Origin of the sequence: Psychroserpens sp. (genome assembly GCF_045105015.1) — a bacterium.
Taxonomy (GTDB): domain Bacteria; phylum Bacteroidota; class Bacteroidia; order Flavobacteriales; family Flavobacteriaceae; genus Psychroserpens.
In genome coordinates this window covers 31,124-57,168 of the sequence record NZ_JBGCCX010000137.1, presented here as the reverse complement: position 1 = coordinate 57,168, position 26,045 = coordinate 31,124, and the positions used below count along the sequence as shown (strand labels likewise).

The 26,045-nt window shown below is 30.9% G+C and carries 22 protein-coding genes and 1 other RNA gene; 14 read left to right on the top strand and 9 right to left on the bottom strand.

What is annotated here, in order from left to right:
- Positions 1-48: 48 nt before the first annotated feature.
- Positions 49-507 carry an Lrp/AsnC family transcriptional regulator gene (locus tag AB8B90_RS10485; protein WP_405336620.1) on the bottom strand — a complete coding sequence of 153 codons (459 nt, stop codon included), beginning with the start codon at positions 505-507 and terminating at the stop codon, positions 49-51.
- A gap of 167 nt (positions 508-674) precedes the next feature.
- On the opposite strand from AB8B90_RS10485, the gene AB8B90_RS10480 reads away from it, so the two are divergent.
- Positions 675-1,901: an aminotransferase class I/II-fold pyridoxal phosphate-dependent enzyme gene (locus AB8B90_RS10480; protein WP_405336616.1), complete on the top strand. Its 1,227-nt coding sequence runs from the start codon at positions 675-677 to the stop codon at positions 1,899-1,901.
- Between the two features lie 76 nt (positions 1,902-1,977).
- Here the strand turns inward: AB8B90_RS10480 and AB8B90_RS10475 are convergent, their stop codons facing one another.
- Complete coding sequence (locus AB8B90_RS10475) at positions 1,978-3,000, bottom strand: metal-dependent hydrolase (RefSeq protein WP_405336614.1); 1,023 nt, start codon at positions 2,998-3,000, stop codon at positions 1,978-1,980.
- 95 nt (positions 3,001-3,095) lie between these two features.
- Between AB8B90_RS10475 and nhaC the strand changes: the two genes are divergently transcribed.
- The 5 genes from nhaC (at position 3,096) to AB8B90_RS10450 (ending at position 6,512) form a co-directional block, all read left to right on the top strand.
- Positions 3,096-4,565: a Na+/H+ antiporter NhaC gene (gene nhaC, locus AB8B90_RS10470; protein ID WP_405336612.1), complete on the top strand. Its 1,470-nt coding sequence runs from the start codon at positions 3,096-3,098 to the stop codon at positions 4,563-4,565.
- A gap of 145 nt (positions 4,566-4,710) precedes the next feature.
- Positions 4,711-5,349, top strand: coding sequence for a peroxiredoxin (locus AB8B90_RS10465; protein WP_405336610.1), 639 nt, complete (start codon positions 4,711-4,713; stop codon positions 5,347-5,349).
- Between the two features lie 70 nt (positions 5,350-5,419).
- Positions 5,420-5,728 (top strand): thioredoxin family protein, encoded by a 309-nt coding sequence (locus AB8B90_RS10460; RefSeq protein ID WP_405336608.1) that lies wholly within the window; start codon positions 5,420-5,422, stop codon positions 5,726-5,728.
- A 9-nt stretch (positions 5,729-5,737) separates the two neighbouring features.
- Complete coding sequence (locus AB8B90_RS10455; RefSeq protein ID WP_405336606.1) at positions 5,738-5,995, top strand: DUF6952 family protein; 258 nt, start codon at positions 5,738-5,740, stop codon at positions 5,993-5,995.
- Positions 5,996-6,269: 274 nt separating this feature from the next.
- Positions 6,270-6,512, top strand: a complete 243-nt coding sequence (locus AB8B90_RS10450) for a putative signal transducing protein (protein WP_405336604.1) — start codon at positions 6,270-6,272, stop codon at positions 6,510-6,512.
- Between the two features lie 96 nt (positions 6,513-6,608).
- Here AB8B90_RS10450 and AB8B90_RS10445 read toward each other — a convergent pair whose 3' ends face one another.
- On the bottom strand, positions 6,609-8,234 hold the full coding sequence (locus tag AB8B90_RS10445; protein WP_405336602.1) for an ABC-F family ATP-binding cassette domain-containing protein: 1,626 nt from the start codon (positions 8,232-8,234) through the stop codon (positions 6,609-6,611).
- Positions 8,235-8,420: 186 nt separating this feature from the next.
- Here AB8B90_RS10445 and AB8B90_RS10440 point away from each other — a divergent pair, with 186 nt between their 5' ends.
- Positions 8,421-9,854 carry a TlpA family protein disulfide reductase gene (locus AB8B90_RS10440; RefSeq protein ID WP_405336600.1) on the top strand — a complete coding sequence of 478 codons (1,434 nt, stop codon included), beginning with the start codon at positions 8,421-8,423 and terminating at the stop codon, positions 9,852-9,854.
- Positions 9,855-9,909: 55 nt separating this feature from the next.
- Here the strand turns inward: AB8B90_RS10440 and fsa are convergent, their stop codons facing one another.
- The 4 genes from fsa to ffs all read right to left on the bottom strand — a co-directional run bounded on the left by fsa (position 9,910) and on the right by ffs (position 12,148).
- The gene (fsa, locus tag AB8B90_RS10435; RefSeq protein WP_405336598.1) at positions 9,910-10,563 is read right to left on the bottom strand and encodes a fructose-6-phosphate aldolase; all 654 of its coding nucleotides are present in this window, start codon (positions 10,561-10,563) and stop codon (positions 9,910-9,912) included.
- Positions 10,564-10,723: 160 nt separating this feature from the next.
- Positions 10,724-11,140, bottom strand: coding sequence for a hypothetical protein (locus AB8B90_RS10430; RefSeq protein WP_405336596.1), 417 nt, complete (start codon positions 11,138-11,140; stop codon positions 10,724-10,726).
- A gap of 44 nt (positions 11,141-11,184) precedes the next feature.
- Positions 11,185-11,988: an SDR family oxidoreductase gene (locus tag AB8B90_RS10425; RefSeq protein ID WP_405336594.1), complete on the bottom strand. Its 804-nt coding sequence runs from the start codon at positions 11,986-11,988 to the stop codon at positions 11,185-11,187.
- A 61-nt stretch (positions 11,989-12,049) separates the two neighbouring features.
- An RNA gene (gene ffs / locus AB8B90_RS10420) (signal recognition particle sRNA small type) lies at positions 12,050-12,148 on the bottom strand.
- An 87-nt stretch (positions 12,149-12,235) separates the two neighbouring features.
- Between ffs and AB8B90_RS10415 the strand changes: the two genes are divergently transcribed.
- The 3 genes from AB8B90_RS10415 (at position 12,236) to AB8B90_RS10405 (ending at position 15,777) form a co-directional block, all read left to right on the top strand.
- A complete protein-coding gene (locus AB8B90_RS10415; RefSeq protein ID WP_405336592.1) occupies positions 12,236-13,267 on the top strand; it encodes a glutaminyl-peptide cyclotransferase in 1,032 nt (343 codons plus the stop codon).
- Between the two features lie 108 nt (positions 13,268-13,375).
- Entirely contained in the window at positions 13,376-14,119 is a 744-nt protein-coding gene (locus tag AB8B90_RS10410) for a carboxypeptidase-like regulatory domain-containing protein (RefSeq protein WP_405336590.1), read from the top strand.
- Positions 14,120-14,238: 119 nt separating this feature from the next.
- Entirely contained in the window at positions 14,239-15,777 is a 1,539-nt protein-coding gene (locus tag AB8B90_RS10405; RefSeq protein ID WP_405336588.1) for a hypothetical protein, read from the top strand.
- 76 nt (positions 15,778-15,853) lie between these two features.
- Here the strand turns inward: AB8B90_RS10405 and glyA are convergent, their stop codons facing one another.
- The gene (gene glyA / locus AB8B90_RS10400) at positions 15,854-17,125 is read right to left on the bottom strand and encodes a serine hydroxymethyltransferase (RefSeq protein ID WP_405336586.1); all 1,272 of its coding nucleotides are present in this window, start codon (positions 17,123-17,125) and stop codon (positions 15,854-15,856) included.
- A 191-nt stretch (positions 17,126-17,316) separates the two neighbouring features.
- Here glyA and fahA point away from each other — a divergent pair, with 191 nt between their 5' ends.
- From fahA to AB8B90_RS10380, 4 genes are all read left to right on the top strand, one after another.
- On the top strand, positions 17,317-18,609 hold the full coding sequence (gene fahA, locus AB8B90_RS10395; protein ID WP_405336584.1) for a fumarylacetoacetase: 1,293 nt from the start codon (positions 17,317-17,319) through the stop codon (positions 18,607-18,609).
- Positions 18,610-18,723: 114 nt separating this feature from the next.
- A complete protein-coding gene (locus AB8B90_RS10390) occupies positions 18,724-19,908 on the top strand; it encodes a hypothetical protein (protein WP_405336582.1) in 1,185 nt (394 codons plus the stop codon).
- A gap of 166 nt (positions 19,909-20,074) precedes the next feature.
- Positions 20,075-21,253 (top strand): CHASE2 domain-containing protein, encoded by a 1,179-nt coding sequence (locus tag AB8B90_RS10385; protein ID WP_405336580.1) that lies wholly within the window; start codon positions 20,075-20,077, stop codon positions 21,251-21,253.
- Positions 21,232-22,044, top strand: coding sequence for a hypothetical protein (locus tag AB8B90_RS10380; RefSeq protein WP_405336578.1), 813 nt, complete (start codon positions 21,232-21,234; stop codon positions 22,042-22,044). Before AB8B90_RS10385 ends, AB8B90_RS10380 begins: the two co-directional genes overlap by 22 nt.
- A gap of 2 nt (positions 22,045-22,046) precedes the next feature.
- On the opposite strand, the gene AB8B90_RS10375 is transcribed toward AB8B90_RS10380, so the two are convergent.
- Complete coding sequence (locus AB8B90_RS10375; RefSeq protein ID WP_405336576.1) at positions 22,047-25,988, bottom strand: T9SS type A sorting domain-containing protein; 3,942 nt, start codon at positions 25,986-25,988, stop codon at positions 22,047-22,049.
- Positions 25,989-26,045: the final 57 nt, after the last annotated feature.

Genomic DNA, 26,045 nt, shown 5'->3' with positions numbered 1-26,045 from the left:
ATGAGTTTGAAGGAGGTGGTTTCCATGTTATAAATATATAATAAAAGCTTATACTTTAATTGCAGTTGTATGTTTAACTTCATTTATCATAAAAGCACTCTGTGTACTACCAATATGACTTATAGATGTAAGTTTTTTCACCATAAACTCTCTAAACTCATCCATATCTGCCACTAAAACTTTAAGCAAATAATCATAGTCACCACTGATATGATAACACTCTAAAACTTCATCTAATTTCGCAACCTCTTTTTCAAATTTCATAACATAGTCTTTACTATGCTGAATCAACTTAATACTGCAAAAAGTTACAAATGCCTTGTCGACACTTTTTTTATCAATTAAAGCTACATATCCAGAAATCACACCTTCGCGCTCTAATTTTTTAATGCGTTCATAGACTGCTGTAACTGAAAGTCCTAACTTATTAGACAATTCTTTGTTGGTTTGCTTACTATCATTTTGAATAAGCTGAAGAAGGTTTTTATCAATTTCATCTAATTGGATCATCTCTTGAAAATTTTTCTATTAAAAACGCACTATCACATAAAATTTAGTAAATATAACTACAAAAATTCACTTATATAGTTTTATTTATCATGATAACAATAATCTATTGATTAATATTCTAATTATTACGATTTTTGATGTGAATTAAACTAAACTTAACAATTATGGCTTTTAAACCTGCAAACAATATTCAAGACCTTCAATATTTTGGCGAATTTGGTGGTGTTAATCCTTCTATTTCAGATTCGTCTACTTACACATTTCTTTCTGCAAAAACGATGTTTGATACATTTGAAGGAAATGCTGACGGTTGTTACCTATATTCTCGTCATTCATCACCTTCAAATTTATATTTAGGTGAAGCTCTTGCAGCTATGGAAGGAACTGAAACAGCCAATGTTGCTGCTTCAGGCATGGGAGCAATCACTCCTGTTATTATGCAATTATGTGGTGCAGGTGATCATGTTGTTTCTAGTAGAACAATATATGGAGGTACTTATGCTTTTTTAAAAAACTTCACCCCTCGTTTTAACATTAAAACTTCTTTTGTAGATATCACCAAATTAGATATCGTTGAAGCAGCAATTACGGAAAACACAAAGGTTTTGTATTGTGAATCTGTAAGCAATCCTTTATTAGAAGTTGCAGATATTAAAGGTTTAGCTGAAATCGCTAAACGTCATAATTTAAAATTAGTAGTTGACAATACGTTTTCACCACTTTCTGTTTCACCAGTTAAATTAGGTGCAGATATTGTAATTCATAGTTTAACAAAATTTATTAATGGCTCAAGTGACACTGTAGGTGGAGTTGTTTGTGGTACTCAAGAATTTATTGACGACCTAAGGAATGTAAATGATGGTGCTTCAATGCTTTTAGGATCTACAATGGATAGTTTGCGTTCAGCTTCTGTATTAAAAAACTTAAGAACACTCCATATAAGAATGCAGCAACACAGTCATAATGCTACTTACTTAGCTAAACAATTTGAGAAAGATGGTTTAAAAACTGTTTATCCTGGTTTGACATCTCACCCTTCACATAAATTATTTAAAACAATGATGAATGAAAAATATGGTTTTGGTGGAATGCTTACCATAGATGTTGGAAGTTTAGACAATGCAAACGCGCTTATGGAAATGATGCAAGAACGCAATTTAGGTTACTTAGCAGTAAGTTTAGGTTTCTATAAAACATTATTCTCTGCACCTGGAAGTTCAACCTCTTCTGAAATTCCTGAAGAAGAACAAGTAGCAATGGGATTGAGTGATGGTTTAATTCGTTTTTCTATTGGTTTAGATGCTGATATTGAACGCACATATAACATCATGAGAGAATGCATGGAATCCCTAAATATTTTAGATAAAAAGGAAGATACCGTTGTAGCTTAGAAAAGCTAAAAAATATTATAATCAAAAAACCTTTTGAATGTATTCAAAAGGTTTTTTTATGTGTTTAGTTTATAAATCATATTCCTTTCATACGAATCCAAAGTGAGTTCATCGTAAATTCAAAGTCTTCCATTTCTGGCTCAAATGGCTTCATATCTAAACGATTATTAGATTCAAACAGTTTAAGGTTAAACACAGGCTTGTAACCTTCCTTGGTATTAACCATTGGATATCGCAAATCGAAATAAATGTATTCATTGTTACTAGTTTTCTCAACATTATAATAACCATTACTAAACCAAGCTAGGCAAGCAATATCACTATTATACTTAGAAGTTTCTAATCTTACTTTAGGAATTGTTTTCCATTCTGAAAAGCGATTCGTTCTGTCTAATAATGAATAAAACGCAACTTGATAATTATGTTCAGTTTCAGCAATTCCATACCACAAAATATTATTCAAAATGGACGGTTGTGTGCTAAATCTAGTGTGAACAACCTGGTTTTCGGTTAATGAAGATTTGAAAACAGAATCTATATAAATCTTATTTATTATTGTGAAAATCATGTAAGCAGAACTAATGCCAACTCCCAACTTTAACCACAACTTTCGTTTAGAATTTTGACGTTTAAAGAACATCACTATGATCATACTGAACAAAAAAGGAAGTGTATATCCTAAATCAGCAACCGCTATATTATTGAAAGCTATTCTGTAGTTACTTAAAGGTGCGAATAATTGTGTTCCGTAGGGAGTAAAACAATCTAGAATAGGATGCGTGAATAAGGACCAAAAAAATAATGAGATCCAATTTTTTTGAGTGGTAGTATTTAATCGCTTTCCTGTATTATATAATTTGTGAATTAACCACCCTAAGATGAATGCTGCTAAAACTGCAAAAAATATAGAGTGCATAAACCCTCTATGAAACAACATCGCATCAATTTCATTCCCATACAAAAGACTTCCAATAAAAACATCAAGATCAGGTATGGTTCCACCAATAGCTCCAAAGAGCAAAGCTTTATTTCCTATTTTTCTACCTAAAACAGCTTCTCCACAAGCTGCACCAAGGACGATCTGAGTCAATGAATCCATAACTAATTTTAAATACTTGACAAAAGTACGGAACTCTTCCGATTTGCAATTCGTACCACAAAATCGTAACATTACAAAACTAAAACCATGACCAAATGCAAGAGGACGATAATATTTCCAATTTTAAAGCTGACAAACAGAATATAGTTAAAAACAAAGAACTTAATATTTATGAAGCTCTTGTTCCTGTTGTTATATTAATGGGTTTATTAGCATATAATATCTTTTTTGTTGAAGGACAAGAATGGTTAGGCAGTTACACAAATCAACTGATATTACTAATGGGTGCATTTGTAGCTATGATTGCAGGTTTCATGAACCAAGTACATCCTATTATCATGGTAAAGGAAGTTTGGGAAAACATTAAAAGTGTTTTTGTTCCAATTATGATTTTATTTTTAGTTGGTGCTTTAGCTGGAACCTGGTTAATTAGTGGTGTTATACCTGCAATGGTTTATTATGGTTTACAAGTTTTAAGCCCTGAAATATTTTTGCCTGCTTCGGTTATTATTGCAGCTGTAATATCTATTGCTACAGGAAGTTCTTGGACAACCTCAGCGACTGTTGGAATTGCTTTAGTTGGAATTGGAACTGCTCTTGGAATTAACCCAGGAATGATTGCTGGTGCTGTAATATCTGGCGCTTATTTTGGAGATAAAATGTCTCCTTTAAGTGATACTACTAACCTTGCTCCTGCAATGGCAGGAACCGATTTATTTACACATATAAAATATATGACATATACTACTGTACCTACTATTCTTATTACTCTTGTAGTATTTGCTATAATTAGTATGAATATAGATACTACAGGTAGTGCTGATATAAGTAGCTTTTTAAACACAATACAAAGCACCTTTAATATTACTCCTCTATTATTTTTAGTTCCTGGAATTGTTATTGCGTTGATCTTATTTAAAACTAAACCATTAATTGCGTTAGGAAGTGGTGTATTAATAGCCATAATATTCGCGCTTATTTTTCAACCAGAAATTTTAAGTAAGCTTTCAGATTCAAATTCTGAAGCCATTATAAATTCAATTTTAACAGATACCTCAATCAAAACCGATAATGAAAAACTTAACGATCTCTTTTCCTCAGGAGGAATGAATGGCATGCTTTGGACTATTTATCTCATCCTTTGTGCTATGGTTTTTGGTGGTATTATGGATGCGATTGGTGCTTTGTCTAGAATAACACAAGTGCTTTTATCTGTTGCTACTTCCATTTTTGGATTATTTGTTAGTACAGTTATTAGTTGTTTAGGTTTAAATGCGATTGCTTCAGATCAATATTTAGCATTGGTAATCCCTGGAAAAATGTTTAAAAAAGCATACGAAGACAGAGGATTAGCTCCAGAAAACTTAAGTCGTACACTTGAAGATTCAGGAACAGTTACGTCAGTATTAATTCCATGGAATACCTGTGGAGCCTATCAATCTGGTGTTTTAGGTGTTGGTGTTGGCGAATATTTCTTCTATGCAGTTTTTAACTGGTTAAGTCCTTTCACAACACTATTATTTGCTGCTTTGAGAATAAAAATTAGGATGCTCAAAAACAAATAGTATTCAATTTAGTTATCGATATAAATACATGTGATAGCTAAAAACTATTGTCTTATAAAAAATTAGAATTTCTATAGTACAAATATCTAATCTACTAAAGTATCTTTGTATCGTAAAATATTAATAATTTAAAAACGATAATACAATGGCATTAGTAGGAAAAAAATTTCCAAATTTAAACGTAGACGCGATGAACGAAATGGGTGATACTTTTAAACTCAACGTTCTAGAAGAAGCAGTAAACAACAAGAAAAAAGTTTTATTATTTTGGTATCCAAAAGACTTTACGTTTGTATGTCCAACAGAATTACATGCCTTTCAGGCAGCTTTAGGTGAGTTTGAAAAAAGAAATACTATCGTAATAGGTGCATCTTGTGATACTCCAGAAGTACATTTCGCTTGGTTAAGCACTCCAAAAAATAACGGAGGAATTGAAGGTGTTACTTACCCAATATTAGCAGATAGTAATAGAAACTTATCAAGTATCCTTGGTATTTTAGATATTTCTAACGAAACCTATGATGAAGAAACTGGAACTGTTCAAGTTGATGGTGATAATGTTACCTACAGAGCTACATACATTATTGATGAAGAAGGAACTGTTGTTCATGAAGGTATTAACCATATGCCTTTAGGTCGTAATGTAAATGAATTTTTACGTTTAATCGATGCATACACACACGTGCAAGAAAAAGGAGAAGTTTGTCCAGCAAACTGGGAAGAAGGAAAAGAAGCAATGGCTCCTAATGCAAAAGGTACTGCTGATTACTTAGCATCTCACTAATATTAAATTTATGTCATTGCTAATCATTCGAGATGAAGATTAGCAGTGATATTTTAATCAAATTAAAGTTATGATTCAAGAATTAGAACAAGATAATTTACAAAACATCATCAACGATAATGATACTGTAATTGTGCAGTATTCTGCAACATGGTGTGGCAATTGTAGAATTATGAAACCTAAATTTAAAAAATTGGCTTCAGAAAATGAGGGCGTAATATTTGTTATTGCAGATGCTGAAAAATTTCCTGAATCTAGAAAACTAGCAACTGTAGATAATTTACCAACTTTTGCTACTTTTAAAGGCGGAACTTTCAAAAATCAAGTTCAAACAAATAAATTTGAAGTCCTAAAAGATTTAGTTGAAGAAGTCATATAAACACAAACTATGAAACTACCCGTTATAAAACATCTCACACAATTTATTGAAGATAATGATGAGGATTATTTAATTGAAACGATTGAAACATTAGAGAATCTTACGGAAGTGCCTTCCTTAAAGGATGAAGAACTTGATGTTATTGGTGAGCTTATCTCAAATATGTATGGTGCCATTGAAGTTAATAAAATGATTAAAGATGGTGCCTCAAAAAAAGATGCCCTTAACAATTTCATGAAACGAGTTATGGGTTCAATAGATAACTAATTCTTAACATACATTGTAAAAGCCGCTTCAAATAAAGTGGCTTTTTTTTATAGTTTAACTAAAAAAGCCATGTCCTAAAACATGGCTTTTCAACAACCTAACTAAATCAATCAAAATATTATCTAGCGATAATTCTTTATTGTTTAACAAATATACAAAAACATTAAACAAAAAATTTATTTATTTGTAAAAATTTAACAAATTAATATGAAAAACGTTAATAGAATAAGTGGCATATTTTTTGTAAATTACTAATAGATTAAAACTAAAGATTATGACAGATACAAATTATAACAAAATCTTCTCTGGCAATTTTATAATTGTACAAATGATTAAAGACAGGTTGGAGAGCGAAGGCATCAGCCCTATTATTAAAGATGAATCAGAATCTGGCCGTTTGGCAGGATTTGGAGCTTCAATTCAAGGATTTCAAGAATTATATGTAAGTAATGAAGAACTTACAAAGGCAAATGCTATTGTTGAAACTGTAAATAAAGACTTAGAAAACAAGGAGTAAAAATTATTTATTTAATATTCTTGATCGATTTATTTTAAAACAAAAAAGTTGGTATTTCATTAATACCAACTTTTTTGCTATAAGATGTCTAGTTGCTTAAACAGAAACTGAATACATTTTATCTCTAAGCTCTTTTATTTTTTTGTCACTCATATACTCATCAAATGTTAAGTATCGATCTATGACACCACCTGGAGTTAATTCTATTACTCTATTCGCTACTGTCTGTGCAAACTGATGATCGTGTGTTGTAAACAACACTGTTCCTTTAAAGTTTTTTAGGGAGTTATTAAATGCTGTGATACTCTCTAAATCAAGATGGTTTGTTGGCTCGTCAAGCATTAACACATTAGCTCTAACCATCATCATACGACTTAACATACAACGCACTTTCTCTCCTCCAGAGAGAACATTTGAGGTTTTTAAAGCTTCTTCTCCACTAAAAATCATTTTCCCTAAGAAACCTCTGATATAAACTTCTTCACGTTCTTCTTCAGTTGTCGCCCATTGACGTAACCAGTCTACTAACGTTAAGTTATTACTAAAATATTCACTATTATCTAGAGGTAAGTACGATTGAGATGTAGTAATTCCCCATACATGTTTTCCTGCATCAGCAGCTTGCTTTCCGTTTATTATTTGGTAAAACGCAGTAGTCGCTCTTGAATCTTTCGAATACACTACAACTTTATCACCTTTATTCAAGTTAATGTCAATATTCTTAAATAAGACTTCATCATCAATAGAAGCAGCTAAGCCATCAATATTAAGAATTTGATCACCAGCTTCACGATCACGTTCAAAAATTATTGCAGGATAACGACGACTAGAGCGTCTAATATCAGCAATATTTAATTTTTCAATCATTTTTTTTCTACTAGTTGCCTGCTTCGATTTTGCAACATTTGCTGAGAAACGTCTAATAAATTCTTCTAATTCTTTTTTCTTTTCTTCAGCTTTTTTATTTTGCTGTGCATGTTGTCTAGCTGCAAGTTGAGATGATTCATACCAGAATGTATAGTTTCCTGAATAATGATTTATCTTTCCAAAGTCTATATCAGAAATATGAGTACAAACGGCATCAAGAAAGTGTCTATCGTGAGATACAACAATCACACAGTTATCGTAATTGGCTAAGAAATTTTCTAACCAAGAAATAGTTTCATAATCTAAGTCATTGGTTGGCTCATCCATAATTAAAACATCAGGATTTCCAAACAGCGCTTGTGCTAAAAGGACACGTACTTTTTGTTTACCATCTAAATCTTTCATTAAAGTATAATGATATTCTTCTTTAATTCCTAGATTAGATAGCATTGCTGCAGCATCACTATCTGCGTTCCAACCATTCATTTCCTCAAATTGTACTTGAAGTTCACCAATCTTTTCTGCGTTTTCATCAGTATAATCAGCATACAAAGCATCAATTTCAGATTTTAATTTAAATAAGGGTTTATTCCCCATTATGATAGTTTCTAAAACAGTATGCTCATCATATAAGTTATGATTTTGCTCAAGAACAGACATACGTTTACCTGGTTCTAGATGAACACGTCCTGATGTTGGCTCTTGTTTTCCAGCAAGAATCTTCAAAAAAGTTGATTTTCCTGCTCCATTGGCTCCAATAATTCCATAACAATTTCCATTATTGAAAGTTGTATTTACTTCATCAAAAAGAACACGTTTGCCAAATTGAACTGATAAGTTAGAAACTGATAACATAAATAGTATTTTAATTTTTTGCAAAAGTAGAAAAATCAATCCATTGAAAGAAACAACTTAGAGTAATTTATTTTTTAAAAAATCTATAAAAACTTAGTGTTTACAAGATTTAACAACGAATTAACAAGAGTTAATATCGACAAGTTCTATTTTTGTTTGACATATTGAACTACCCACAATATATATATGAAGTTTTATTTCTACACGTTTATACTAACACTGCTTACATTTAGCTGTGAAAATTCTAGCTCTGTAAAAGGTGATCTTGCGTATTTTGGAGGTGAGATTATAAATCCTTGTAACAGCTATATAACCATCAATAATACAATTGGTAGTAGAGATACAATTTACCTAGATAAGAACAATAGATTTCTTCACAAAATTGATAATTTAACACCTGGATTGTATTCTTTTACACATGGTGGAGAATATCAGTCCATATTACTCGAGCCAAATGACAGCTTATTATTTAGGTTAAATACAAACGATTTTGATGAGTCATTAGTTTACACAGGTTTAGGAGCAAAAAAGAACAATTATCTTATCAAGTCATTTTTAAATGATGAGATTGAAAATAAAGAGTTTATGAATACTAGTCATTTAGAACCAGAAGTATTCATGAAACATATGAAAAAGCTCAGAAAGCGAAAATTGGCACATTTAGAAAAATTTATGTCCAATAAAGAAACTTCTGATTTATTTAAAAACATTGTAAAATCTAGTATCGATTATAGTCATTATGCCTATCATGAAATGTTTCCTTTTGGTTACTATGGAAATAATAAATTAATTCATTTTAAAGATTTACCTGAGGGATTTTATGACTATAGAAATGAAATAAATCTTAATGACGAAAAATTAAGTGATCTCTATGTTTATAATCGATTCCTTTTTTGGCATTTTAATAATATGGCTTTAAAACAATTTTATAGCCATGGTCACCATGAAGCGTTTAATAGAATGGCTTATGATTATAACATTGAAAAACTAAGACTAATAGATAGTACCATAACTAGTGAAAAGATTAAAAATTACTTATTAAAGCACACCACCAAAGACTTTATTCTAAATACCGAAAATAATAGTGAAACGAATAATATGATTAAGTATTATTTAGAAAAAACATCCAATTCGGAAGATAAATCTTATATAAAAGACTTAGCAATTACGGCAGAAACTTTACGTCCACAGAATATACTTCCAGATGCAGGTTTAATAAACTTTAATGGTAATGATTTAAAATTAAGTGCAATTATAGATTCACCTACAGTAATTTATTGCTGGTCTACAAACTTTAAAATGCATTCTAGGAACAGTCATTATAGAATCAAAGAACTAAAAGAAAAATTCCCTAAGGTCAATTTTATTGCGATTAACTTTAATGATAACGATATTCACTATTGGAAGAAAACATTAAGGTCTTTGAAATATCCTTCAAAAAATGAATTTATGTTTTCTAATCCTTCAAAGGCTATTGAAGAATATCTTATTACTTTCTCACATAAAGTTTTTGTTGTAAATGAGCAAATGGAGATCATTAGCTCAAATACTGGTCTTTTCAGTGAAGATATGATAGAAAGTTTAAAAAAAGTATCATCTTTATCTAAGAGTATTAGATAAAACACTCTTGAATAATGTACTACTCAAGAGTGCATAATGAATCCTTTAGATCAGTTTAATTTCCTTTATTATAATCTGCTAAAAACTTTTCTAAACCAATATCAGTTAATGGATGTTTTAACAATCCAACAATCGAGCTAAGAGGTCCAGTCATTACATCTGCTCCTAGTTTAGCACAATCAATAACATGCATTGTATGTCGAACTGAAGCTGCAAGAATCTCAGTATCGAAACCATAGTTATCATAAATCATTCTTATTTCAGCTATAAGATTTAAACCATCTGTTGATATATCATCTAAACGACCAATAAAAGGAGATACATAAGTTGCTCCAGCCTTGGCTGCTAATAATGCCTGTCCGGGAGAAAACACTAGAGTCACATTTGTTTTAATGCCTTTATCACTAAAATATTTACATGCTTTTATGCCGTCTTTAATCATTGGTAATTTGATAACTATCTGGTCGTGAAGTTCAGCTAAAGCCTCTCCCTCTCTAACCATACCATCAAAATCTGTAGAAATTACTTCTGCTGAAACATCGCCATCTACTATATTGCAGATATTAACATAGTGCTTCATAATATTATCATGACCAGTGATTCCTTCTTTAGCCATTAATGATGGATTTGTTGTAACGCCATCTAAAATACCCATATCCTGAGCTTCTTTAATTTGATCAAGATTTGCTGTATCGATAAAAAATTTCATATAAAAATGTATTAGTATTTCTTCATATTAAGCTGAATAAATTTCAGATTTGAAGAAATATATTTGTGATTAATTATTATCACGAAATTACGACTTTAAGGTAGCTTAAATGATATCTTTTTTTCAAAACATATCAACAAATATTGAAAGTATATAAAACCTAGTTAACGGTTATTGAAAATTCCTTTGAAGTCGAGTCAGAGCACATTACATTTTCAAATTCACCAGAATCATTATCATAATTTAAAGGTGGATCGACATATAATAAAAGTGTAAATGTATATGTTCCAGCAACCTCAGGAGTTCCTTCAAATGAAACGGTTCTGTAGTTTGCAAACATCTGAATTCCATCAGGTAATCTTCCGTTTATTTCGTAAAAATAGCCATAATCATTATCACGTGGTTCATTTTTAATTTCAGTAGTGACTTCTTGATAGTAGTACACTCCTATTCGACCATCTCCAAAAGAAGCGTCGTGAATTTGTGGTCGTCTATTAGCCACACAGTCTAAAATATTCTCACAACCAGAGAACATAAAAAAAGAACAAAAAAGTAGAAGGAATAATTGTTTTTTCATGATGATAAGATTTTTTCTATTGTCATCAAAAAATGTACCATAAGCTATAATTTATGGTGATTGAGTAATAATTTCTCGTAGATTTTTCCTGGTAGAATTCTTTTTAGTACTATTGAAAACTTCTGCATAAAAGCACCTGCTTTATAATTTATTTTTGGATTAGGTGTTTTGATAATTCTGTAGACTGCTTTTGCTATTAACATAGGATCGTTACCTTTATCTACATCTTGGTCAATAGCTTTTAAAACAGATCCATATTTCGGATCATAAGGTGAGTTTTTTATTGCTGGTACATGATATCGACCAGCTGCAATATTAGTTGCAATATCACCTGGAGCTAAGTTTGTCATTTGAATATTGAAATCCCTAATTTCCATTCTAAATGCTTCCGTAATTAATGCCAAAGCCCCTTTGCTTGCAGAATATACTCCACGATATGGTAATCCCATAAAACCAGCAATAGATGTAATATTGATTATTAAACCAGAATTTTGCTCTCGCATTTGAGGCAAAACTGTTTTTATGACGTTAATTGGTCCAAAAAAATTAGTTTCAAAATTTCGTTTGATTTCTGTATCAGGAGTTTCCTCAATCGGACCTGTAATTCCGGCACCTGCATTATTGATCAGTATATCCAATCTCCCTGATTGTTCAACCACAGTATAAATGGCTTTTTGAATAGAATTAATATCTGCAACATCTAAAGTTATCAATTTAAACTTTGATGATTCGTAACGTTCAGGATTTCTACTTGTTCCAAAAACTACATATCCTTTAGATAAAAGAAACTCACCTATAGACTTTCCAATACCAGAAGAACCTCCTGTAATTAATACAACTTTAGACATAAATAAATTAAACTATTAAGAGTTAAAAATACAATATAAATAGGAAAGTTTGGGGTACAAAAAAAGGCAAGCTACCTACATCACACTGCTACAACCGCGTACCTTTGCTTCGTTCCCGACCTGGAGGATTAAGCAGGAGCTAGTTGTGTAGGACTTGCCGACTGCAAAGATACAATCTTTTAATACTTCTGCAATGATTTTTTAAACCGAATTTTATTAAATAACTTGCATTAAAATTTGATAAAAAATGTCTGCATTTAAACCTTTCATTCTCATAACCTTATCCCTATTATTAATAAATTGTGGAAATTCGGAAAGTAATACTATTAATTTTTCAATTCGAACAAATGTTAAAGACAATGTTGTCAAATTAGGAGAAACTCTAAAACTTTCAATTGACAATCCCGATAACATTGACATCACTAAAATTAGTTACAATTTAAATGGCACTTCAATAAGTGAAACTACTGACATAAAAAATCAACGTTTAGGTCTGCAAACGTTAACAGCAACAATTAATTATGGTGATTCAAAAAAAGACATCTCAACAAAAATTACAATACTTAATAATGAGCGTCCAAAAATTTATAACTATAAAATTGTAAACCAATATCCTCATGATATTACATCTTATACACAAGGTTTAGAGTTTTATAATGGTGAACTCTATGAAAGTACAGGTCAGTATGGCGAATCTAAACTTAGAAAAGTAGACTATACTACTGGCAGTGTTTTAACGAATATTAGCTTAGCTAATCAATATTTTGGTGAAGGACTTACCATATTAGATGAAAATATTTACCAGCTCACATGGCGAGAAAATACTGGTTTTGTATATGATGTTGAATCTTTTGAAAAAACAAGTAGTTTCAAATATGGTCAAAGTAAAGAAGGTTGGGGAATTTGTAATGACGGAACAACACTTTACAAATCTGACGGAACTGAAAATATTTGGCTATTAAACCCAGAGACACTAACTGAAGATTCTAAAATTCAAGTGTACACCAATAAAGGTAAAATCGTAGGTCTAAATGAAATGGAATGGATTAATAATAGAATCTATGCCAATCGCTATCAAAAAAATGGTGTCGCTATAATAAACCCTAATAATGGAGCAGTTGAAGGTGTGATAGATTTTTCTCCTTTAAGAAAGTTAGTCACACAGCATCAAGGACTAGATGTGCTTAATGGTATTGCTTATAACCCTGAGTCTAAAACTATTTTTGTGACTGGAAAGCGATGGGACAAATTATTTGAAGTTGAAATATTTGAGAAGTAGATTTTTAATAATTTATTTCCTGATCATAACTGTTAAAGTATCATAATCTTCTACTTATTCTCATTCAATTTTTTTTAATTTGAATAGATAAATCATTTAGTTTGACTCGTGAATAAGTTTTTTTTAGTCATTTTTTTATGCTTACCTATCAGTTTGGTGTCTCAAACAATTAATGGAAAAGTTTACGATGCAGAAACCACAGTCAAAGGTGCATTAGTCGTTAATATTTCTCAGAATATTATGACATATACCAATGATAACGGTGATTTTAAAATTGAAGCAAAAGTAAAAGACACTTTGTATGTTAGCTCTCTTTTTCACACAAAAAAGCTAAGAGTCATTAATGCTAAAGACTTCAAACACATTGTAATAATTGAGGTAAAAAAGACAGTTAATGAATTAGATGCTGTACTTCTTAGAGATGAACGGGAAAAGAAATTTGATTCCATAAAGATGGAAACACAAATTAACAACCAAATTAAAGAAGATATAAAAAGGCATCCATACAAATATGGTGTTCAACCTAAGGGTAATATAGATTTCATTTACATTGCAAACATGATTGGTCGTCTTTTTAAAAAGAAAAAACCAATTAAAGAACCCATAATTCCTATTACGTACAAAGATTTCAATAAACTTTTTAAAAATGACCCCTTATTCAATGATGTTTTGCTAACTTTTGATCTAAAAATCCCTAAAGAATATCAAACGTTATTTTTTGACTATTGTGATGCGCAAGAGATAGATTCAAAATTATTAGATAAAAATAAGCAAGTCGATTTGTTAGAAGAACTTGTGATTTGTAGTCAGGAATTTCAAAATATCATAGCGGAAGCAAAAAAAGACAATTAAATTATACGATTTCTTCTAAATTTTGGTTTTTATACTACAAATTGACATCAAAAGTTATATTTTTAACGCATAATGCGCATTAGATTACTCACTATTGCTCAGTATACATTAAAATAATTATGAAAAGAATATTATCATTCCTGTTTACCATTGTCATCTTAGTATTTTGGAGTTCATGTAGAAAAGATTTTGATTTTTCTCCTAGCACTGGAGACCTTGCTTTTTCAAAAGACACGATTTATTTAGATACTGTTTTTGCTGATATTGGATCAAGCACCTACAATCTTAAAGTGTATAACAGAAGTGATGACGATATTTCTATTCCTACTGTACGATTATCACAAGGTGAAAACTCAAACTACAGATTAAATGTTGATGGAATTGCTGGAAAAGTTTTTGAAAATGTAGAATTATTAGCAAATGATAGTCTTTTTATTTTTGTTGAAACTACATACAATACCAATGTAAATCCGCTATCTGAATTACAATTTTTAGATACAGATGCCATAGAATTTGATTCTGGCAGCAACCTACAAAAGGTTGAACTTGTTACGTTAATAAAAGATGCTGTTTTTATTTTCCCAGACAGAGACAATACGACCAATATCATTGAAACTTTAAGCTTTGATGTAGATGGTGATGGTACTCCTGATGAAACCACATTACAAGGTCGATTTCTTGAGGATAATGAACTAACATTTACAAACGAGAAACCTTATGTTATATATGGTTTTGCAGCTGTTGACGAAGGCGATATTCTTACAATCGAAGCTGGAGCACGTATCCATTTTCATGCTAATTCAGGATTATTAGTAACAAACAATGCTTCATTAAAAGTTAATGGCGAATTAAGTGATGATCAAGAATTATTAGAAAATGAAGTCATTTTTGAAGGAGATCGTTTAGAGCCTCTTTTTGAAGATATTCCTGGGCAATGGTCTACCATATATTTGTTTGATGGAAGTGTAGATAATGAAATTAATTACGCAACCATAAAAAATAGTACTGTTGGTGTTTTATGTGAGTTCAATCAAGATGCACCTAATGATAAACTGACCATCAGAAATTCAAAAATTTACAATTCTAGTAACTTTGGAATTTTAGCTAGAGCCACCTCCATTCTAGGAGAAAACTTAGTTATTAATAATTCTGGACAATCTTCTTTTGCTGGAACTTTAGGTGGAAAATATAATTTCACTCATTGTACGATAGCGAATTATTGGAACTCTAGTTTTAGACAGTTCCCTTCTGTTTTGCTTAATAATTTCTTTATAACTGAAGACAATACTGTTGTTGTAAATAATTTAGAAGAGGCTAATTTCAATAATTGTATTATTTACGGAAATGATAACGTTGAAATAGATGTCACAGGTGAACCAAGTGGAGATTTGGATTATAAATTCACAGATTGTTTAATTCGCTTTAATACCAATAATAATCCGTTTGACTTTGATGATGGTATTAATTTTGAACGTATCACTTTAAACGATAATCCAGACTTTAAATCACCTTTTGAAAATGATTTAAGATTGAATGAAAATTCGCCTGCAATAGGATTAGGTAGTGATCTTTTTTTAATAGCTAATGATATTATAGGTACATCAAGAACCTCTCCTCCAGATTTAGGAGCTTATCAGTTTGTGCCTTCAGATGATTAAATAAAATCACTTAGAACAATTTATAAAAAAAACCTCTAAAATTAAATTTAGAGGTTTTTTTATATGTAATAATATATTATGAGAACAATGGTTTATCACTCATCATAGCATTCACTTGTTGGGCAATAGTTTCAAGTTTTACTTCGTTTTCACTGTTATTAATGACCTCATCTATAAAGGCCACAATAGCTTCCATATCAGATTCTTTCAAACCTCTTGTAGTTATTGCTGCAGTTCCAACACGAATACCTGAAGTTACAAACGGACTTTTATCATCAAATGGCACCATATTTTTATTAACAGTTATATCAGCTTTCCCTAAAGCTTCTTCAGCAGCTTTACCAGTTATATCTTTGTTACGCAAATCTATAAGCATCATATGATTATCTGTTCCTCCAGAAATAATATGATACCCTCTATTAACAAAAGCTTCAGCCATAGCAGCTGCATTGCGTTTTACCTGAAGCATATAATGCATAAAATCATCAGACAACGCTTCACCAAAAGCGATAGCTTTTGCTGCAATAATATGTTCTAAAGGACCACCTTGATTCCCTGGAAAAACGGCTGAATCTAGAAGTGATGACATTTTCTTAAGGTTGCCGTTTTTCAGTTTTAGACCAAATGGGTTTTCAAAATCTTGTCCCATCATTATTAATCCACCACGAGGTCCACGCAACGTTTTATGAGTTGTAGTTGTTACAATATGACAATGTGGTAAAGGATCATTTAAAATACCTTTCGCAATCAAGCCAGATGGATGAGAAATATCAGCCAACAATAAAGCATTCACACTATCTGCGATTTCTCGAAAACGTTTAAAATCGATGTCACGAGAATAAGCTGATGCTCCTGCAATAATTAATTGTGGTTTTTCACGCGTAGCAACTTCTTGTATTTTGTCATAATTTAAAACACCAGTCTCCTCTTCTACTCCATAAAATACTGGATTGTATAATTTTCCAGAGAAATTAACGGGAGACCCATGAGTTAGATGTCCACCATGAGACAAATCAAAACCTAAGATTTTATCACCTGGTTTTAAACAAGCTGCAAATACTGCTGTATTGGCTTGACTCCCAGAATGTGGTTGAACGTTAGCCCAAACTGCACCAAATAAGGTTTTCACTCTATCAATAGCAATTTGTTCAACCTCATCAACAACTTCACAACCACCATAATAACGCTTTCCTGGATAACCTTCAGCGTATTTGTTTGTTAAAACAGAACCCGCAGCTTCCATAACTTGATCACTGACAAAGTTTTCTGAAGCAATAAGTTCTAAACCATTAATTTGTCGCTGTTTTTCAGCTTCTATAAGTTCAAATATTTGTAAATCGCGTTGCATAATTACTATTAGAATTAAAATTTATCAAAAATAAGAAATCATCTTATGAAAAGGTTTTAAAAATTTGAGTTTAACGCAATGTTTTATGAGCAGGTTATTAACATAATTATTTCATCTATTTTTTAGAGATTTATGCAATTAAAACAAAAAAAAATATGTAGGTTTGAATAGAAAACAATAATACATCAGTTATGCCTTTATCAGCAAATAATCCAAATAGAACGTCTTGGTTATACGTCAATAAATATTCAGATTTTCCAATTCAAAATATCCCTTTTGGTGTTTTCCTTACTAGAGAGGATATCATTACCATTGGAACACGAATAGGCGATACAGCTATTGACCTTGGAGCACTGCACCAACTAGGTTATTTTGAAGGGATTCCATTAACAGATGACATCTTTCTTCAAGATACCCTTAACGACTTTATTGCTGATGGTAGAAAAACTTGGAGAGCTGTTAGAAATCGTATTGCTGAAATTTTTGATGCCAATAATGATACATTAAAGAACAACACAAAACATAAAGAAATCGTTTGTTTTAGATTAGACGAAATCGAAATGCAAATGCCTGTTCTTGTTGGAGATTATACTGATTTTTATGCGAGTAAGGAACATGCTACTAACGTAGGAACTATGTTTAGAGATCCAAACAACGCGTTGTTGCCAAACTGGGTTCACATGCCAGTTGGTTATCATGGAAGAAGTTCTTCAATAGTCACAACTCACATTCCTATTAATAGACCGCAAGGACAAACAATGCCTGAAGGCGCTGACAAACCAGTTTTTGGTCCTTCAAAACTAGTAGATTTCGAATTAGAAATGGCATTCATCACCACAGATGCAAACGATTTAGGCGAACCTATCCCAATAGAGGAAGCAGAAGAATATATTTTCGGATTAGTTGTATTTAATGACTGGTCTGCAAGAGATATACAAAAATGGGAATATGTGCCATTAGGCCCTTTCTTAGGAAAAAACTTTGCATCATCTATGTCTCCATGGATTGTAACACTTGATGCTTTAGAACCATTTAGAGTTCAAAGTCCGAAACAAAACCCTAAACCATTAGAATATCTACAAACTAAAGGAAAACACAGTTTTGATATTCATTTAGAAGCTGGAATAATACCAAAAGACGGTAAAGAAACTACAGTTTGTAAATCAAACTTTAAATATATGTATTGGAATATGGCACAACAATTAGCACATCATACTGTTAATGGTTGCCCAGTAAATTCTGGTGATATGATGGGAAGTGGAACGATTTCTGGTCCAACTCCAGAATCTTATGGTTCTATGTTAGAATTATCTTGGAAAGGCACAAAACCTTTAAAAATGAAAGATGGAACAGAACGAAAATTTATAAACGATTACGATACCGTAGTTATGAGAGGGTATTGTGAAAATGATGACGTTAGAATTGGTTTTGGTCAAGTTAAAACCCAATTGTTACCTGTTTTTAATCCGAAGAAAAAGAAATAGTTTTTAATAAAACATCAATAACATCTAACTCGAAGTATCTATAATTATACTTCGAGTTTTCTTTTGGCATCATATTTGGATTCTATATTAAAACAATCATTAAAATCCAGAATTATGAAGCAATTACTACTCACAACAGTACTTCTTCTGGTACTAACATCATGTAGCGGAAGAAAACACATTGAAAGCGCCATTAGTCATGGCAATTATGATCAAGCCATCAATGATGCGTTACGAAAACTTGACAAAAACAAAGACAAGAAGCGTAAGCAAGATTATATCGTTATGCTTGAAGATGCGTATTACAAAGTCTTAGCAGAAGATTTACAAGATATTAATCATCTTAAAAAGGATGGGAATCCAGAACAATTTAAAACCATATACGAGTTGTATTTAGACTTAGATGCAAGACAGAATGCAATAAAGCGTGTACTCCCTTTACAAATTAACGGAAAGAACTTGGAGCTTGACTTCAATGATTATTCTTCTGAAATTGTAGATTACAGATATAAAACTTCAGAATACCTCATTGATGAAGGTATTGCACTTTTAGATTCTAAAAACAAGTATGACGCGAGAGAAGCCTATGGCATTTTTAATTACATAGAACAAATCAATCCAAATTTTGAGGAGACCAGATCTTTAATAACTGAAGCAATACAAAAGGGGAAAGACTATGTGATGGTGTCTATTGAAAATCATTCGTATGAAATTATCCCACAGCAACTTGAGGCAGATTTACTAAATTTCAATACCTATGGGCTCAATAAATTTTGGACAGAATATCATTCTAGTATTGCTCAGGACATAGATTATGATTACGCAATGCAATTACAACTAAAACAAATTAATGTATCTCCTGAACAAGTAAGCACGCAACAAGAGCTGAAACAAAAGCGAATAGTTGATGGTTGGGAATTTAAAAAAGACATTGAAGGAAATTTTGTAACTGACAGCTTAGGAAATAAAATTAAAATTGATAAAATTATCAATGTTAGAGCACGTTATTTTGAAACACATCAATTTAAATCAACCCATGTAAAAGCTGATGTTGTATATACAGATTTAAAAACAAATCAAATTTTAGATGTATTCCCTATCGACAGTGAATTTATTTTCGAACATGTTTACGCAACATTTAGAGGTGACAAAAGAGCTTTAAACAAAAGAGAACGAGATTTAATTAGAAACAGACCATTATATTTTCCATCAGACGCTCAAATGGTTTATGATACTGGAGAAGATTTAAAAATAAGACTTAAAGATGTAATTAGCGCTTATAGAATAAGACAAAGTTGATATTAAAACAAAACTCCATGATTAAATAGTCATGGAGTTTTCAAATTTTTATGTAACATTTAATCATTATTAGTTACAAACAAATAAATAAACCATCTCATCTAGCCTATTTAAGTTATTGTACTTTAGAATATTAATGTGTATATTCCATTGACATAACCAACCCATGAAAAAAAAGACAAAACTTTTAATAAGAGATGCATTTTTCTCTACTATTCTTTCTTGTATTTTATTATTAGTTCTTTCTATTGCATTTCTTAATATTCGCTTTTTTAACCCTTTTCACAAAGCATTTTCTGATTTTAGTTTTTTAGATATTTATTATTCTGAAAAATTTAACAATACAGATAAAGTTAATAGTGATATCATTCTTGTAAATATTGAAAATCATGATAGAGAAGTAATTGCAAATTTACTAGATGCTATTTTAAAGGAAGACCCAAAAGTCGTTGGGTTTGATATCATTTTAGAAGAACGACCGGAAAAAACTAAAGTTGATACTTTTTTAGCAAAATTACTTCAAAATAAAAAAATCATTACAGCATTTGAAGCCTCAAATAGTAATTTTATTTATAACGATTCATTTTTTAAAACGAAAAATAATTCAGGCTTTGCGGAGTATAATTTCAAAGATAATACTGCAGTAGTAAGAGAATTTATAGGAAAAAAACTATTAAATAACAATCAGGAATTTTCTTTTGCAACATTAATTGCTAAAGCCTATTTAAGTAAAAAGAAATGGAAAAAATATGAGTTTGATGAAAAATTAACAAAACTACAAACTATTAAGTATACAGGAAATTATGAAGCTTTTCTTAATTTAAGTCTGGATGATTTTATTTTAAATGAAAATAAACCATTTCTTAAAGATAAAATCGTCATTGTGGGATACATTGGCACTCCTACAGGAAGTCCTTATGACATTCAAGACAAGTTTTTCACACCATTAAACCCTTCTCCAACAGGTAAAAGCGATTCAGATATGTTTGGCTCTGTTCTTCATGCAAACATTGTTAATATGCTTATAAAAAATGACTTGAAGCATCAAGTATCATTGATTTGGGTAAGTATCATCACATTTATTTGTATGTATTTTTCAACTATACTTTACATGAAATGGAACAAAAAATACAAAATAAGTTATCGTACAAGAAAACAGACATTCCAACTCATTTTTGCGATTACTCTTTTTGCGTTAGTCATTTGGCTATATAAAAATGATATTATTCTTAGTCCATTTCCAATCATTATTGGAGTTATAATTGCTGGAAGTTATTTCAAATATTACAAACATTTAACGCGTTACATAAATACCAAAAGAAAATGGAAAACATATTTAAAATAAACAAAGCCTTTAGTTTGCTAGTGGTTTTAATGTTAACAGGTCAATTCTGTTTTGCTAAAAAAAACAAGTTATTTGTTTACAAGTATGAAGGCACACCAAATATTGAAGTCAATGATTCTCTAAAAGTTGTAAAAAAAGGAACTTTATTGGACAAAAAAACAAAACTAATCATGCATCGAGACGATGTAGTATTTATGGTAAATGATTCGGGAGATGTTTTTGAATTAATTCAAACAGGAACTTTTTCTCACAAAGAATTACTTGATTTAAAACCAATAACAACCAATTCTTCTTTTGCTAAGACATATTTTTCTTACGTATGGAAAGAATTTACAAATACCGATGTATTGAGACGAGATAAAAGCGGTGTAGTTTACAGAGGCGATGATATTATTTTAATGCGTTATCCTGCGGATAGCACTAATATTTATAATAATGAAATTCGTTTTGAATGGGATCGTATTCCAAACAAAGAAAAAGACTATTACATTATAGTCAGAAATGCAGATACTAAAGAGATTGTTAAAATCGGAACTCCCGTAAATACCATCTCTTTAATGATTGACGGAACCATTCTTAAACAAGGACAAAGCTATGAATGGGCTATAACCGAAACCAAGTTTCCAAATATGAATAAAATTCCTTTTTATACATTTCATATCATGACGAATGATGAATTTAAGGATATTAAAAAGAACATCTCATTAATTAGTACCGACTTAAAAAGAATGGGCTTAACAAATTCAGAAATTCAAGACGCTATTTGTCAAGACTTCAAACTTTGTTTTTAATATTATTCTTTAATAAGTCTTACTGTTTTTAAACCTTTATCTGATTTTATTATAACAAAATATATAGCAGATTCTAATTCTTGAATGTTTATCGTATCAAATTCACTTTCAATGTGTTTTATCAACTGACCTGATATAGATATAATATCAATACTAGTTATAGTATTTAAATTTCCGGTTAAGTACATATAATCTGATGAAGGATTTGGATACAACTTAATAGTATTCAATGCATCTTCAGCATGTATCGATAGTGTATCTTCGGTAACTATAACTTCAGCTGAAGTCGAATCGCAAACTCCATTATCGTGTGTGTATGTATAAGTACCAGGTCCAGCAAGTGCTGGTGTCCAAAAACCACCAGCATCTGGAGTGCCTTGCAAAGCGTCAAACAATTGCATTTCACTAACAGTTTGTCCAACTGGAATTTCTAAATCTCCATTGGTTCCTGGATTTAAAGGTATTTGTTCTGTTACTGTAACAGTAGCTGAAATACCACCACATTCTGGTAAGAAGTCCTCGGCATTAAAAAGATAAACACCTGGTCCAGTATAATCTGAAATCGATATATTATTAGAATCAAACCAATATTCATCAGGATTAAATTCAGAATCATTTGTTCCGTCCACAATAATAAATTGATTATACAAATCTGATAATGACACATCTGCTCCTTCACATACAGTAAGCACTTTATCTTCTCCTGGACCAAATGGTATAGTTAACCAATGCCAAATATCAGCTTGATCCTGCAAAACTATTGGTTCAGCACTACCAAAAAACTGAACTTCTCTTCTAACAGATAACATATATGAATAGGCAAATTTACCTGCGCCAGTGTCTGGGAAATCAACAGCAGAACCAGTAAAAGAAACTCCTGAAGGTCCACCAACTTGCTGGTATTCAAAAACTGTATTGTCGTAAATAATACTACTAAAATCAGTACCTTCACCTGCATAAACACTTAAATCAAATGTGTCATTCCCACATAAACTGCCATCAGCTTCAACGCCATTTGCTACATTTGGGTCAATAGGTTGAAAATCATCACCTGCATTAAAATTGGCTGCATTTATTACAAATGTAGCATTAGTATCATAACTCAACGAACTTCCTACTGCATTAAACATTGTATTATATTGAATAAGATTTCCTATTTGATCAATGTTAAATGTATATCCCCAAACAAGTTCCTCAGGACTATAAACTACAGCTTTACCATTATTATTTAGCCATTCTAGGATATCATTTTCGTTCCCTATACCATCGAAAAAGACAAGTTCATCAGTTGCATCTTTACTACAGATTGAGTTATCTGTGTAAGAAGCGGTCAAATCAATAAACCAGTTAGTAGCTGACTCAGAATAAACCGAAGAATCAACAAGTATACATGTCAAATTTGGATTATTATTCAAGCTTACTTGAAACATTTGTGTATTAACTCCATTTTTAAGATTAATAATTTCTAATAATGGATTATCAAACGCATTTAATATAAATAATGGATTAGCTGAAACATCTAAAACTGAAATATCTGTATCAATAGCTTCCAATTGGTTTAGTTGTATAAGCGATGATAAATTTATATCGCTTATCGATGTAGAGGATATATCTAAAAATTCTAGTTGATTATTATTTAGTAAATTAAGACTTACAACGTTACTACAATTTTCAATATCTAAACCTTGTAAATTAATATAATTTGTTGTGCTGAGTGAGGAAATACTAGTATCACTAAGATCAATGAACTCTAAAAATACACTATTTGGCATTTGAAGATTTGCTAATCCAATATTACCAGACAAATTTAGATTAATCAAGTTTATATTTTGTGAAAAATCTACACCATCAAAGCTACTGCTATTTGTTTGAATAGTGATATTGGTTAACGCTGTATTTTGTGAAACATTAACATCAAAAAGTCGAGGGGAATTAAAAACTCCAATTCCTTCAAGTAAAACATTTCCTGAGAAATCAATAGTAAAAAAATTAGGTGTTGCATTGTTAAACATTGTAAAATTCTTTAGACCAACAAAGTTCTCCAATCCTGAAAAATTCGAAATAGCATAATCAGAAATAAATAAACTTTCTATGCTAGCTATATCACAAGTTTGTATCTCACCATTTAATTGTTGATCATTATCAATTTCTCTATCTATTAAATATGCTTCAAATAAAGGATCAGAAATAGTGTAGGTTTCAAAAGTTTCTGAAACAAGTGTTACAATAGTATCCTCAGCACCACATTCTGGTAAAAATCCCCTAGCATTAAATTTATAGTCACCTGGACCTGTTATTTCGGTTAAGGGGCTTGCCGTTAAAGGATCATCACCAACATTAAACCAAAAATCGTCTGGGTTAAAAGTAGGATCCTCAGTATCATCAATTAATTCTAGCTGACTATATAAATCATCAAATGTTATGGTATTAAAATCACATACAGCTATTGTAATATTTGGACCAGCTTTAAACGAAATTGTTACATCGTTAACGGTTAAAAATGCATCCGATTCTATGGTTACAGGTTCTAAGGTTCCAATACTAAAGCTTGTTATGATATTAACTTTAAATGTGTAGAAAAATTTACCTGCTCCTGTATCAGGAAAATCTACAAACAATCCCTCAATATTATCAACCGCAGGACTAAATTCAGGATCTATGCCTTCTTGTGAAACATCAAAACTTGAATTATCAAATTTTTCATCATGAGGATTCAGACCTGTGATGTCTCCCAAATCGTAATTCTCAATTTCGCATAATACACCATTAGTGCCTGTACTTTCTCCTGCAACTGCAAATCCGTCGTAGAAAATAGTAACTGATGAAAAAGCGGTATTACCAAAAAAATCTTCAGCAGTAAAACCGATCAAAAATGATAAAGTATCATCTGATAATTGTTGATTTATAATTGCATACGTCCAGGTTACATCTGTAAGTGAAGAAACAGTCGCTCCTCCATTATTATTTAACCAACTATTCAATTCTACCTGATTACCTTGTCCATCGTAAATAAGAAACAAATTACTAGCTGATTGAGTTAAAAGGATAGTTGTTGTAGAACTATCAATATAGGTGGCTGTGCTATCCTTAATCCAGTTTGTGTTATTCTGAGCTGTGGTAGCATTATCGACATAAATAAACTCTAGATTTGGATTACCGAACAGTGAAACATTAGATAATGTTGAATTTGCATTGTTATTGAGATTCACCTGAGTTAAATCTGCATTAGAACAAAACAAAAATTCTAAAACAGGGTTATTTGAGATATCTAAACTACCAATATTTGAATTACTACATTGAAGCACAGTTAATCCTAATAAATTTGATACATCTAACTCAGAAATTGGGTTATCATTAATAAAAAGACTTGTAATATTTGAATTGCCTGACAAATCTAATTCAGACAAATTATTGTTACTTAAACTTAAAGCATTGATATTAATGTTATTTGTTAAATCAATTGAATCAAATTCGGTACCAAACGTTCCTATAGTTAAATCACTTAATGCAATATTGGATGCTATATCAATAGCAGAAAGCAATGGAGTATCAATAATTCTTATAACGGTTAATAGTGAATTAGAATTAAAATCTATGGTATTAATAACGACCTGATTATCTATCAATTGAAAGTTAGTCAGTGAATTAAAATCCTCGAGTCCTGTAAAATCAGATATATCATATCCTGAAATATCCAAACTAGGAATTAACGATATATCACTAGTTAATACTTGACCATTTACCTGTCCATCACTATCTATATTTTCTGTAACAAGAAACAACTCAAATTCCTCATCGGGTATCGACGTTAATTGAGCGCTTAAATTAAAGCTTATCAGAAAAATGGAAAAAAGAAAAAAGTAATTACTGTTTTTTGAAATTATAGTCAAAGACATATAATACATTGCACGTTTTATCATGTTGGTTGGTTTTAGTCCATACATGATTAAGTATTTTAGTAAAATGGGGCTCGTGCTATTAAAATTGAATCATAAAAATCA